At 44.1% G+C, this 12,178-nt stretch carries 12 protein-coding genes and 1 tRNA gene; 7 read left to right on the plus strand and 6 right to left on the minus strand.

The window, feature by feature from the left end; translation table 11 throughout:
• Positions 1–149: 149 nt before the first annotated feature.
• Entirely contained in the window at positions 150–641 is a 492-nt protein-coding gene (locus tag K7A41_RS12125; protein ID WP_028070348.1) for a glutathione peroxidase, read from the minus strand.
• Positions 642–703: 62 nt separating this feature from the next.
• Positions 704–1,336: a DUF4294 domain-containing protein gene (locus K7A41_RS12130; protein ID WP_028070349.1), complete on the minus strand. Its 633-nt coding sequence runs from the start codon at positions 1,334–1,336 to the stop codon at positions 704–706.
• 151 nt (positions 1,337–1,487) lie between these two features.
• Here K7A41_RS12130 and K7A41_RS12135 point away from each other — a divergent pair, with 151 nt between their 5' ends.
• The 6 genes from K7A41_RS12135 (at position 1,488) to K7A41_RS12160 (ending at position 8,430) form a co-directional block, all read left to right on the plus strand.
• On the plus strand, positions 1,488–3,707 hold the full coding sequence (locus K7A41_RS12135; RefSeq protein WP_028070350.1) for a RelA/SpoT family protein: 2,220 nt from the start codon (positions 1,488–1,490) through the stop codon (positions 3,705–3,707).
• A gap of 77 nt (positions 3,708–3,784) precedes the next feature.
• Positions 3,785–4,276, plus strand: a complete 492-nt coding sequence (locus K7A41_RS12140; RefSeq protein WP_028070351.1) for a Fur family transcriptional regulator — start codon at positions 3,785–3,787, stop codon at positions 4,274–4,276.
• A 130-nt stretch (positions 4,277–4,406) separates the two neighbouring features.
• Positions 4,407–5,684: an adenylosuccinate synthase gene (locus K7A41_RS12145; protein ID WP_028070352.1), complete on the plus strand. Its 1,278-nt coding sequence runs from the start codon at positions 4,407–4,409 to the stop codon at positions 5,682–5,684.
• Positions 5,685–5,687: 3 nt separating this feature from the next.
• Entirely contained in the window at positions 5,688–6,977 is a 1,290-nt protein-coding gene (locus K7A41_RS12150) for an anthranilate synthase component I family protein (RefSeq protein ID WP_028070353.1), read from the plus strand.
• Positions 6,978–7,048: 71 nt separating this feature from the next.
• Positions 7,049–7,708, plus strand: a complete 660-nt coding sequence (locus K7A41_RS12155) for a TatD family hydrolase (RefSeq protein ID WP_265713885.1) — start codon at positions 7,049–7,051, stop codon at positions 7,706–7,708.
• The gene (locus K7A41_RS12160; RefSeq protein ID WP_028070355.1) at positions 7,705–8,430 is read left to right on the plus strand and encodes a ThiF family adenylyltransferase; all 726 of its coding nucleotides are present in this window, start codon (positions 7,705–7,707) and stop codon (positions 8,428–8,430) included. The genes K7A41_RS12155 and K7A41_RS12160 overlap by 4 nt, the downstream gene beginning before the upstream one ends.
• 94 nt (positions 8,431–8,524) lie before the next feature.
• On the opposite strand, the gene K7A41_RS12165 is transcribed toward K7A41_RS12160, so the two are convergent.
• Together K7A41_RS12165 and K7A41_RS12170 are read right to left on the minus strand one after the other, a co-directional pair.
• Positions 8,525–9,034 (minus strand): BON domain-containing protein, encoded by a 510-nt coding sequence (locus K7A41_RS12165; protein ID WP_028070356.1) that lies wholly within the window; start codon positions 9,032–9,034, stop codon positions 8,525–8,527.
• A 74-nt stretch (positions 9,035–9,108) separates the two neighbouring features.
• Positions 9,109–9,579 (minus strand): GreA/GreB family elongation factor, encoded by a 471-nt coding sequence (locus tag K7A41_RS12170; RefSeq protein ID WP_265713887.1) that lies wholly within the window; start codon positions 9,577–9,579, stop codon positions 9,109–9,111.
• A 144-nt stretch (positions 9,580–9,723) separates the two neighbouring features.
• On the opposite strand from K7A41_RS12170, the gene K7A41_RS12175 reads away from it, so the two are divergent.
• Positions 9,724–9,814, plus strand: a tRNA-Ser gene (locus tag K7A41_RS12175).
• A gap of 198 nt (positions 9,815–10,012) precedes the next feature.
• Here the strand turns inward: K7A41_RS12175 and K7A41_RS12180 are convergent.
• A complete protein-coding gene (locus K7A41_RS12180; protein WP_265713888.1) occupies positions 10,013–10,996 on the minus strand; it encodes an alpha/beta hydrolase in 984 nt (327 codons plus the stop codon).
• Between the two features lie 249 nt (positions 10,997–11,245).
• Entirely contained in the window at positions 11,246–12,157 is a 912-nt protein-coding gene (locus tag K7A41_RS12185) for a helix-turn-helix domain-containing protein (protein WP_265713889.1), read from the minus strand.
• Between the last annotated feature and the right edge of the window lie 21 nt (positions 12,158–12,178).

Here is a 12,178-nt window from a genome sequence, read left to right on the forward strand (position 1 = left end):
TCCTCTCTTATATTTGGTAGCTATATTCTCTGTCAGGTTATCAAATGACAGGTAATGCGCATGCTCCTTCTTGCTCCGGTGCCTTGGATGACATTCCACGACGAGCTGCTGTTGCGCTTAAGCTGGGCCAAAGGTAGGAAGTTTGTCGATCACTCCTGCAATAGCCGTTCAATATTACGGCAAATTTTACCTGACAATGGCGAAGTGATGGGATAGAAAAAGTCAACGACTTCCCCTTGTCTATTAATCAGGTATTTGTGGAAGTTCCAGGAAGGCTTGCTGTTTATCCGTCCGTTTTCAGACTTGTTGGACAAGAAATTATACAAGGGCGTCGTATATTCACCGATCACGTGACTCCGTTTAAATATCGAGAAACTGACCTGCTGGTTGATTCTGCAAAAAGTCTCCAGCGTACTTCCTGTCAGTGGCTCTTGGTTCCGAAAGTTATTGGAGGGAAATGCTAAGATCTCAAATCCCCTTTCCTTATACTTTTGGTACAACTTTTCTAGAGATTTAAACTGTCTCGTAAAGAGACACTGGCTTGCGGTATTGACGATGAGCAATACCTTTCCTTCAAAATCAGCAAGCGACTTCTTTTTGCCGTTAAACTGCAGAGCATCGAAGTTGTAGATCGTTTTCATATGGGCTTATAAAGTAAATTAATTTAGGTGGCGCATAGACGTCTATAGCCTGCTAGCGCCAGTTACATGACCGGCTTAGGTCTTGAGCGTTCAAATTCCCGGATGATATTCTCAATCTCAAAATCCTCTTTAGGATCATAAGTCGACTTCAGATTATGTCCAAAAATTTTGGCCACCCCCTGATAAAAGAATGCCGAGATACCGCCTTTCATCTCCTTGACCATTTCATAGCCGGTATGTCCGGTATAGCGATCGATCAGCTTGATCAGAATTTTGCCCTGAGAAATCGTCATGTTCTTGATCTCGCGGTCAAACATCTGTTTGACGTCGGTCTCACATTTATCCACCAGCGCCTTTTGTTGTTTTTTATCAGAGGTCATTGCCAGTTCCCGGTCGAGTTGATCGTATCTTTTCTGTGCATATATCGCATAAGGAAGCACCTTGAGCACATTTCTACGGAAGCGTAAATACGCTCGCCGTGCCTCCTCGCTGGACCACACCCGTTTTCGGACGATCACCACTTCGGGGATCGGAAACCAGGGCAGTACTTCGCCGGATGGCAAGGTCGTTGTCATATAATCACTTACGGTCTCCTGCGCCCCCTCGCCATAAAGCGGCATGACCAAGGGTTGGGACTGCGCCACAGCCGACAAAGACCCCAGGAGAAAAAGCAAGCCAAAAACAATTGTCTTCATCCGAATGACTATATAACACTTTTTAATTTGTCAATGCTATTAAATTTTGGTAAATTTATTACAAAATAAGTTAGCTTGAACACAGTATTCAAAATACATTAACTAAATTAAGCAAATTTACTCAAAAAAACATCATTTACCTGCAACGTTTATGAAAGATTATGTGATTGATATAGAAGCAGAAAACAAAGAGATAAGAAAACGTTATCGCGCTTTATTGCGTGCCTGTAAGCCTACGTTGCAGCGCGGAGATAAGCAGGAGATCCGTAAAGCTTTTGACCTTGCTCTGGATAGTCATAAAGAAATGCGGCGCAAGTCAGGAGAACCTTATATTTATCATCCGATTGCGGTAGCGCAGATTGCAGCCGAGGAAATTGGCCTGGGTACGACATCCATCGTCTGTGCTTTGCTGCATGATGTTGTTGAAGATACCAACGTGACACTCGATGAGATCGAGGAGATGTTTGGGAAGAAAGTCCGCCGCATTATCGACGGTCTAACCAAAATTTCGGGGATATTCGATCCGAATAGCTCCATGCAAGCGGAAAATTTCCGTAAAATGCTGCTGACACTGGCGGATGATGTGCGCGTGATCCTCATTAAGCTCGCGGATAGGCTGCACAATATGCGGACCATGGAGTTTATGGCTAGAGATAAGCAACTGAAGATCGCTTCAGAGACCAGTTATCTCTATGCGCCTCTGGCCCATCGTCTAGGGCTTTACGCCATTAAGTCGGAGCTTGAGGATCTATCGATGAAATATACCGACCCTGATACCTATAAATTTATTGCACGCAAGCTGAATGAGAAAAAGGCCGAGCGCGAGAAATTCATCGGCGATTTTATCGGTCCTATACAGGAGATTCTTCAGGAGCAGGGTATTAAAGCAGAAGTCTTCGGACGCCCCAAATCCATACATTCTATCTGGAACAAAATGCGCAAAAAGTCCATTCCATTTGAAGAAGTGTATGACCTATTTGCGATTCGTATTGTCATCGATGCGGTGGACGAAAAAGAAAAGACCGAATGCTGGAAAGTCTATTCCATCGTCACTGACCTTTATCGGCCCAATCCTGACCGTCTGCGCGACTGGATCTCCTCACCCAAAGGAAATGGCTATGAGTCATTGCATACCACCGTTATGGGCCCCAAAGGCCAATGGGTTGAGGTGCAGATTCGTACCAAACGGATGAATGAGATTGCGGAGAAAGGATTTGCGGCACACTGGAAGTATAAAGAATCGAACTCAGACTCAGGTTTGGACCAGTGGATCAAAAAAGTACGTGATGTATTAAGCAGTCCTGACCAGAATGCAATGGACTTTGTGGATGACTTTAAAATGAATCTATTTTCAGATGAGATCTTCATTTTCACTCCCAAAGGTACCTTGATCCAGCTGCCCAATAATGCAACAGCGCTGGATTTTGCGTTCGAAATCCATTCAGATATCGGTGCAAGTTGTATTGGAGCTAAAGTGAACCACAAGCTGGTGCCGCTCAGCCATGTTTTGCAGAATGGTGATCAGGTTGAGATCATCACCTCCAGCAAGCAGTCGCCAAAAGAGGACTGGCTCAACTTTGTGGTAACAGCAAAAGCAAAATCCAAGATACGTTCGTCCCTCAAAGAAGAGAAGAGACGTGTTGCTGAAGATGGCAAGGAAATTCTTGAGCGTAAGCTAAAGTCTCTCAAAGTGACTTACAATACGGACAATATTAATAAGATTGCAAACTATCTAAAATATCCAAGTTCACAGGATCTTTTTTACAACGTTGCAAAAGGTGTGGTTGATATCAAACAATTACGCGAGTATGTGGCCCATGAAAAAGCTGTGGAGATCAATGCCGGCCCTGCCAACGGCAACCAGTTTAATGCCCATATCGGTGGTCTGGTGGAGAAAATTAATAAAAAGGAGTTTGATACCATATTGATCGGTGACGATATGCAAAAGGTGGATTATACCCTCGCCCCCTGTTGTAATCCCATACCCGGCGATGACATATTTGGTTTTCTGACGGTCAATGACGGTATAAAAATACACCGTACCAGTTGCCCCAACGCTTCCAAACTAATGGCAAACTATGGTTACCGGATCCTCAAAGCACGGTGGGCCTCGACCAAGGACTCCGCATTCTTAACGGGCCTGCATATTGTGGGGATTGACGATGTCGGCTTGGTCAATAAGATCACGACAGTCATTTCCCAGGAATTTGCGGTCAATATCCGCTCCCTGTCTATTTCGAGCAATGAAGGTATTTTTGACGGTAATATTATGGTCTACGTCAATGATACCCAACAGCTGGAAAGCCTCATGAAGAACCTGAAGCAAGTCAGGGGTATTACGGGAGTAAACCGTTACGAATCCGAAAGTTAATCAAATGAATATCACAATTTAGAAACGTTATCAAATGTCAATCTAAATTGGTAAATTTGTAAAAGAATATTTTTACTATGAATCAAGCTGAAAATTTTGCAACTGTAAAAAAGATCTTTGAAGCCTACTTAGAAAATAAAAATCTAAGGAAAACCCCTGAGCGTTATGCGATCCTGGAGGAGATCTATTCGCGTACTGACCACTTTGACGTTGAATCTTTGTATATCCATATGAAGAACAAAAAGTACCGTGTCAGCCGTGCTACAGTATATAATACCCTCGAGTTATTGGTGTCCTGTGATCTGGTGACCAAACATCAGTTTGGACGTAATATGGCTCAATTTGAAAAATCTTATGGCTTCAAACAGCATGACCATGTCATCTGTATTGAGTGCAACAAGGTGGTCGAATTCTGTGATCCGCGTATCAACCAGATCCAGAGTCTGATGGGTGACTTGCTGAAATTTGACATTAAGCACCACTCGCTAAACCTGTATGGTGTATGTCAGGATTGCCAGGAAAAGAATAAAAAAGAAGAAACTGTGGCTCACGAAGCTATTTCAAATTAATCTTATATTTTTGTTAAATATAATAGTACATTTGTTCGGGAATGTTCAGGGGAAAAATTCCTGAACATTTTTATTTTTTAAATGAGTCTATTTTTATTAATAACATTTTAATTACTATACTTTAAAAGCTATGCAAGTTGATGTGCTTTTGGGCTTACAATGGGGTGACGAGGGTAAAGGTAAAATCGTAGACGTCTTCTGTCCGAAATACGATTTGATCGCTCGTTTCCAAGGCGGCCCTAACGCCGGACACACGTTGGAATTCGATAACAAAAAATTCGTACTCAACACAATTCCATCTGGTATCTTCAATGAAGGTACACTAAATCTTATTGGTAATGGCGTCGTTATCGACCCTATTATCTTAAAAAGAGAGTTAGATAACCTTAAGACAGCTGGTTTTGATCCGGTGGGTAAAGGCAATCTGGTGCTGGCCCGCAAAGCGCACCTGATCTTGCCTACACACCAATTATTGGACGCCGCTTCAGAATCGAAGATGGGTGCAGGCAAAATAGGATCTACCCTCAAAGGAATCGGTCCTACATACATGGACAAAACCGGACGTAACGGTTTACGTGTAGGTGACACCACCCTCCCCGATTTTCAGGAGCGCTATCAGAAGCTGAAAGAAAAGCACTTGAATATTCTTTCGCACTACGGTGAGATTCCTGATTTCAGCGAAAAGGAAAAAGCATTCTTAGATGCGATCGAATTTATTAAAACTATTCCTCACGTCGATTCAGAGCACTTGGTCAACAAGTACCTTAAAGAAGGTAAGCGTGTATTGGCCGAAGGTGCTCAGGGTACACTACTGGATGTGGACTTTGGGTCTTATCCGTTCGTTACTTCTTCGAATACCACGACTGCCGGAGCCTGTACAGGACTTGGTGTGGCACCGAATAAGATCGGTAAAGTGTATGGTATCTTCAAAGCCTACGCTACGCGCGTAGGTGGCGGCCCTTTCCCTACCGAGCTACATGATGAGACCGGTGAGAGGTTGCGTCAGTTGGGCCATGAGTTTGGTGCGACTACAGGCCGCGCACGCCGTACAGGATGGATTGATATCCCTGCCTTAAAGTATGCCATTATGCTCAACGGTGTGACCGACCTGATCATGATGAAAGCCGACGTGCTGGATACTTTTGACAAAATCTATGCATGTACGCATTACAAGTACAACGGTGAGGTCATTGACTATATGCCCTACGAGATCATCACGCACCAGGCTGAGCCAATTTTGGAGGAAATCGACGGCTGGAAGCAGGATCTTACAGGTATTACCTCGGCAGATGAAATCCCAGAGGCATTGCAAAATTATATTTCTTATTTAGAGAAAGCACTTGAAGTTCCGATTACGATCCTGTCGGTAGGTCCGGATCGTAAACAAACCTTAGCTTTATCCAAGTAAACTATGCGGATCGAAAGTTTTGATCTTCTCGATTCTAAAGATAAATTTCATCAAAAAGCCCTGCACTGGTCGGGGCAATTTGATGAAATTTCTTTCTTTAATAGCAATGGGTCACCTGATCAGTGGGGAAGATATGAATGTGTCCTGGCTGTAAAGGCCCTGCACGCTTTTCGTGGACAAGACCATGTATTGGACGAGTTGCAGCAGTTTTTGTCCCGGCATCAACAATCATTTATTCCGGGCTACTTGTCCTATGATCTGAAAAATGAGATTGAGGAGCTGCGCACCACGACACCCGATCATCTGAGGTTTCCAGAAGCCTACTTTTTTGTGCCAGCCGTGGTTGTGCGCTGGACAGGTAATCTGGTCCATATCCAGGCAGATGATCCCAAACAGGTCTATGAGGCGATCTCTGCGACCACCATCCCTCCTGTTTCTACACCGCTTAAGGTGAAAGTCAGGTCCCGCTGGAGCAAAGACCAGTATTTTCGGGCATTCGACCGAGTGCAAGCACACATCCAGCGCGGAGACATATACGAAGTGAATCTCTGTCAGGAATTTTACGCGACTGACGCGAAGATCTCGCCTGTAGAGGTCTACCTTCACCTGAATGCGATATCCCCGACCCCATTCAGCAGTTTCTTTCGAGTAGGATCACATTATATCCTATGTGCATCACCTGAACGTTTTCTCGCCAAGCGACAAGGTCGGCTGATTTCACAACCGATCAAAGGTACTGCCAAAAGAGGCCGTACCGTGGAGGAAGACCAGGAAATCATTGACCGAATGCTGCGGTCCCAAAAGGAGATTGCTGAAAATGTGATGATTGTTGATCTGGTACGTAATGACTTGACGCGAAGTGCTCTCCCGGGTACGGTGCAAGCCACCGAACTATTTGAAATCCAGTCGTTCAGACAGGTGCATCAGATGGTTTCCACAATCACCTGTATACAAGATCCGGCAGTGTCCAATATGGACGTTCTGCGGCATACCTTCCCAGCAGGCTCCATGACGGGAGCCCCCAAAATCGCGGCCATGCGCATCTGCGACCAAGTTGAAGCCTCCAAACGGGGTGTCTACGCCGGTTCGATCGGTTACATTGACACAGTTCACGATGAATTCGATTTCAATGTTGTCATACGTTCATTGCTTTACAATGAAGCAACAGGATACCTCTCCTTCCATACCGGCGGTGCCGTGACAAATCAGGCATTGGCAGAACAAGAATATCAGGAATGCTTGCTGAAAGCCTCGGCAATCCTGCATGCCCTCGATACGACACTGGAACCATAAATCTATACTAATTTTGTAGAATATATTTTTTTTTGCTTCAACTATTTTTTCGACCTTTGTGCAGTTTGACGATGCAACGGCCTTATATTGATATCCATACACACCAGCATTATCCGATGGGTGACAATGCGGTGATTTCTATTCAAAATATCGCCTTGAATCACCATGAGATCTTATCCGGGAAGCCCTGTTCCGTAGGCCTTCATCCTTGGTATGTCCATGATGATTCGCTCTCCCTGCTCCAGCATATGCAGACCATTTTACACCAGAACAATGTGATGGCTGTCGGAGAATGTGGTCTAGACAAACATGTAGAAGTACCTTTCGCGCTACAGCAATATGTCTTTGAGCAACAGATTGCATTGGCTGCCAGATTCCAGAAGCCATTGCTTATTCATTGTGTCCGTGCTTTTCAGGAAGTGGTGCAAACGCTGGATCGAACCGCATTTAAGCAGGGGGTGATTTTTCACGGCTATCGTAAAAACTGGACTCTGGCGCAGCAGTTGCTGGATTTAGGATATTATCTGTCGATCGGTTCGCATTGTCTAAACGGCAGCCAGGACCAGGTGCTGAAAAATATACCGCTGACGCAATTGTTTCTGGAAACCGATACATCAGCCGCAGCGACGGTAGAAGCTATTTATCAATATGTTGCTACCGTCAGATCTATTCCATTGGATGCATTAAAAGAAGCAATATACCGAAACTATAAGACACTATTTAATAAATGAAAGATTTAAGTTGGCTGTCCCGCACTGAGGCTTTGATCGGGCGGGCGGCGCTGGAAAAACTGGCAAATTCACATGTGATGGTTCTGGGACTGGGGGGCGTAGGTTCCTTTGCAGCCGAATTTATCTGTCGTGCCGGAGTTGGGAAAATGACTATCATCGATGGTGATACCGTAGATCCGTCGAACAGAAACAGGCAGCTACCTGCGCTGGCGACCAACCATGGAGAAGCGAAAGCCGAGATTATGCGGCAGCGGCTCCTGTCAATTAATCCTGAGCTCGACCTGACGGTGATACAGGATTTTATTATTCCCGAGAAAATTCCTGATTTGCTGGAACTGGCACCCGACTACTGTGTGGAGGCGATCGATAGCATCACGCCAAAACTATTTTTTATACGCCGGGCATTGGAGGCCAAAATTCCATTTGTAAGCTCTATGGGTGCGGGCGGTAAAGTCGATCCCACAAAGATCAGAATCGCCGATATCAGCAAGTCGTACAATTGTAAACTTGCCCAGCATATTCGCAAGAAGTTGCGCAAGCATGGTATCCGTGATGGCGTCAAGGTCGCTTTTTCGACGGAGCTTCCCGACAAAAATTCATTGCTCTATACCGATGGAAGCAATTTTAAGAAATCTGCCTATGGAACGATGTCCTATTTACCGGCAGCTTTTGGCGGCGCCATTGCATCCGTTGCTATTCGCGATCTCATAGAAAATACGTAAATTAGCCGCATAAATAAACATATGCATAAATAGTAAAAGCTACCTGTCCACCGGACAGCGTAGCTTTTATTTTGAGTTGTTGTCAGCGGATGTCCTATCGGCTGGTTACCCCTTTCATATCAATGCTCTTAGGTTTGATGTGTTCAAGCTTTTTGCGGAGTGTATCTAATTTCGCTTTTTCAATGTTGCCCGTTGCGATGATAACACCGTCCTTTACCTGCGCGGTTATCGTGGGGAACTCTTCCAGCACACGGTTGACATCTCTGGTCAACGTCGAGTCGACTGCTCCTTCCACGATCTCATGATACTTTTCGCGGGCGTCTTCCGGTTCAGGCAGGTTGACCATAATATTATTATGGATCGACTTAATATCTGTACCACCAGCCTGTTTCACCTTATCTTCGATCAACTGTTTTAAAGAATCTGATCCAATCTGTCCGTCCAGCGTGACATTTCCTTCCTCGACATCCACTTCTATACCTTGGTTGTCCGCCAAAGCTGCTTCGATGGTAGACTGTAGTTTATCGTCCGATTCCGGAGACCGACACGCCTGCGTAGCCAGCAGGACACCTAAACCTGCACAAAGTAAACTGTTTAATCTCATTTCTTCATTTTATATGCGTTCAATATAAGAACAGTTGTATAGCGATATTGTTTCCTTTCGACGGTTTTAGGCTGCTAATAGATGCTGATGATGTGCTGTTCGTTTTTATTGAATACAAAGGTATCCCCTCTTTTCTTTCCTAGGAGCATCTGTCCGATGGGCGATACTGGGGAGATCACGAAAACACCGGTATCCCCTATTTTTAGCGCACCTACGCTGACCGCGATAAAATAGAACCCGGCGTTGGTTTGAACGAGGCTGCCTAGGCGGGCATGTTCATTGTTTTCGTCCAGCATTGAACTGATCGCCGCTAATTGCTGCAGGTCCTTGTTTGCTTCCAGTAGCTGTTTTTGATAGCGGTTGATATCCTGCTGAATCATTTCGCGCGAGGTCTCATATTTGTCTCCGGCACTACTTTTTGTGTCGTCATTGCTGGAGTCGCGCGCCGTCTCCAACGCAGCGTCGATCATAGCGATTCGCTCTTCTGTACGTGCCACAAGAACTTTGAGGAGCTCCTTTTTGATTGTAGAATAATCGTTTCCCATCCCGAAAAATAAGGAATAAGTTTAATTCAAAAAAAAATAAAAACAATCAGCTTAATCTCAATACAATATAAAAAAACTGAAGGCAAAATACCTAGTCAGCCTTGCAATGAATTAAAAAATTGCTACATTTGTGCACGGAAACACGGAAAGGTGTCAGAGTGGTCGAATGAGCAGTCCTGGAAAGACTGTATACGGGATGACTGTATCGAGGGTTCGAATCCCTCCCTTTCCGCCAGATGGTACAAATGCCACGAATAATCGCTATTCGTGGCATTTCTGTTTTTACGACTATAGAATACGTTCTGGAAGCCGCTTTAACCTGCAAGGTTCGAATCCCTTCCTTTACGCAGAGAAATAAAAACACAGTTTCGGGCATTTTTGGAAAGTTGTCGCAGAATCGTGGCAAAATGATCTGGCTTCAATCTATTCATTATCATTTTCCGAACAGTGCTTTTTTGAGCGCGAGAGCGCCTTGCTCTGATGAAAACTTCACGGCTTCAATATGATCTAGCGGATTCAACAAGCCATAATCATGGATAAACCCATTATAAGTCTGGATAGTAGTCGGAACGCCTGCTTCATCTAACTTCCTTGCATACGCCAATCCTTCATCAAAAAGAATATCGTTTTCAGCCAGCTGCACCAGTGCTGGTGGAAGCCCTTTAAGCTTTTCCAAAGGCGCATTGAATGGAGTCGCATAATATTCCTTGCGTTTCTCGGTGTCGGGAAGGTAATTATCCCACATCCATTTCATTAATGGAGCGGTAAGGAATCGTTCTTCTGCATATTTCTGCCAGGATTCACGGGTAAAATCCGCATCAGTTACGGGCCACAGTAATAACTGAAATTTTATTTCAGGCCCGCCTTTATCTTTAGCCATCAGGCAAAGGACCGCAGTCATATTTCCGCCGACACTATTTCCTGCAGCAGCCATATTTTTGCCGTCAACACCGATTTCGGCCCCGTTTTCTGAAACCCATTTTGCAGCTGCATAAATTTGATTGATCGCTACAGGATACTGCGCTTCTGGTGAGGGTGTGTAATCGGTAAAAACTGCTGCCGCTCCGCTATGAACAACTAAATCCCTTACCAGTCTTCTATGGGTTGGATAATCGCCCAATACCCATCCACCACCATGCGTAAACATAAATACCGGAAGGTTTTCAGTAGTGGCATTAGCAGGTTTTACAATATGAATATTGACGGTGATGCCATCCTGGGTAATTTCCCTTTCTTCTTCCATAATTCCTGAATAATCTACTTCCACAGAACTTTGTGCATCAACCAAGACCTGTCTGGCTTCCCGTGGAGTTAGTGTTTCCAAGGGTTTGCCGCCGCTATTATTCAACCCCTTCAAAAATTCTCTGATTCCTGAAAGGATCTGTGGATCGTTTTCAGCTTTAATATTGTTTGCCATAATTGAAATTTTAATGATTAACGTATGAGTAATAACCTTATTTAGGTCATCAAAGTTTATATTTTTTCCAGTTGCTCGACAACTACCTTTGCCATCTCTTTCGAGCTGAAGGGCTTTTGCCCCGTTATCCAATGACCATCAACAACAACATTGGAGGAAAATTCGCAATATTGGATGATTTGGAAGTAGCCTAATTACAGGAATTAGTGACCGATCTCTGTATTTCAACTTTATTTTAAAGCGACCTGATTAATTTAATGATGACCTGAATTCCAGTGGAGAAAGTGATGTTCGGCTTTTGAAAAGACGGTGAAAGGATTGCGGATGTTCGAACCCAAGCTGATAGGCAATTTCAGAGACCGACATGGAGGTGGTCGACAGTAATTCTTTTGCTTTTTCGATCAACCTGTTCTGGATATGCTGCTGCGTTGTTTGCCCGGTTTGCACCCTTAACATATCGCTCAGATAATTGGCACTAAGGTGTAATTGGCCGGCAATGGAATGAACTGAAGGTATACCGTTAATGGTTAATTTATCATTGTTGAAATAGTCATCCAATAAAAGCTCCAACCTGGAAAGAAGGTCACTGTTGATTTTTTTTCTGGTCAGAAACTGGCGGTTGTAATAACGGTCACAATATTTCAACAAAAGATCCAGATTAGAGACAAGCAGATCCTGTGTAAAGGAATCCATGTTGAAATCAATTTCCTGTTCAATATTGGCTATGATATCAAAAATGGTTTTCTCTTCCTTCTCAGAAAGATGCAAAGCTTCATTGGCTGTGTAAGAAAAATAACCGCATTCTTTTATGTGAGATGCCAGTCCATAACCATGCAGGAAATCCGGGTGTACCACCAGGACAAACCCTCTTACTTTGTCAAGCAGTATATCATCAAACTGAAGGACCTGATGCGGGGCAATAAAATACATGGTACCTTCATCGAAATCGTAATATTGCTGTCCATATCTGCATTTTCCACCGGCACAGTCTTTTTTCAAAGCAATGACATAAAAATCAGTGGTTATCGCACCAAGTATGGTCTCCGGTTCCAGCTTAACATCATCGAAATTAAATACACTGATCAGCGGGTTGGCGGGTTTCTTTAAACCCAAGAATTGATGAAGTGTACTTATAGAGGATACTTTTTCCGGAGTTTTCATATGCTGATTTTCGGATTTATA

It is taken from the genome of Sphingobacterium sp. InxBP1 (assembly GCF_026191775.1).
Taxonomy (GTDB): Bacteria; Bacteroidota; Bacteroidia; order Sphingobacteriales; family Sphingobacteriaceae; genus Sphingobacterium; species Sphingobacterium thalpophilum.

Excerpts from the sequence above, each read along its gene's own strand:
- K7A41_RS12160 (WP_028070355.1), top strand. The coding sequence starts at position 7,705 with ATGAAAGATTTAAGTTGGCTGTCCCGCACTGAGGCTTTGATCGGGCGG.
- K7A41_RS12180 (WP_265713888.1), bottom strand. The coding sequence starts at position 10,996 with ATGGCAAACAATATTAAAGCTGAAAACGATCCACAGATCCTTTCAGGA.
- K7A41_RS12170 (WP_265713887.1), bottom strand. The coding sequence starts at position 9,579 with ATGGGAAACGATTATTCTACAATCAAAAAGGAGCTCCTCAAAGTTCTT.
- K7A41_RS12145 (WP_028070352.1), top strand. The coding sequence starts at position 4,407 with ATGCAAGTTGATGTGCTTTTGGGCTTACAATGGGGTGACGAGGGTAAA.
- K7A41_RS12135 (WP_028070350.1), top strand. The coding sequence starts at position 1,488 with ATGAAAGATTATGTGATTGATATAGAAGCAGAAAACAAAGAGATAAGA.
- K7A41_RS12130 (WP_028070349.1), bottom strand. The coding sequence starts at position 1,336 with ATGAAGACAATTGTTTTTGGCTTGCTTTTTCTCCTGGGGTCTTTGTCG.
- K7A41_RS12125 (WP_028070348.1), bottom strand. The coding sequence starts at position 641 with ATGAAAACGATCTACAACTTCGATGCTCTGCAGTTTAACGGCAAAAAG.
- K7A41_RS12155 (WP_265713885.1), top strand. The coding sequence starts at position 7,049 with ATGCAACGGCCTTATATTGATATCCATACACACCAGCATTATCCGATG.
- K7A41_RS12185 (WP_265713889.1), bottom strand. The coding sequence starts at position 12,157 with ATGAAAACTCCGGAAAAAGTATCCTCTATAAGTACACTTCATCAATTC.
- K7A41_RS12150 (WP_028070353.1), top strand. The coding sequence starts at position 5,688 with ATGCGGATCGAAAGTTTTGATCTTCTCGATTCTAAAGATAAATTTCAT.
- K7A41_RS12140 (WP_028070351.1), top strand. The coding sequence starts at position 3,785 with ATGAATCAAGCTGAAAATTTTGCAACTGTAAAAAAGATCTTTGAAGCC.
- K7A41_RS12165 (WP_028070356.1), bottom strand. The coding sequence starts at position 9,034 with ATGAGATTAAACAGTTTACTTTGTGCAGGTTTAGGTGTCCTGCTGGCT.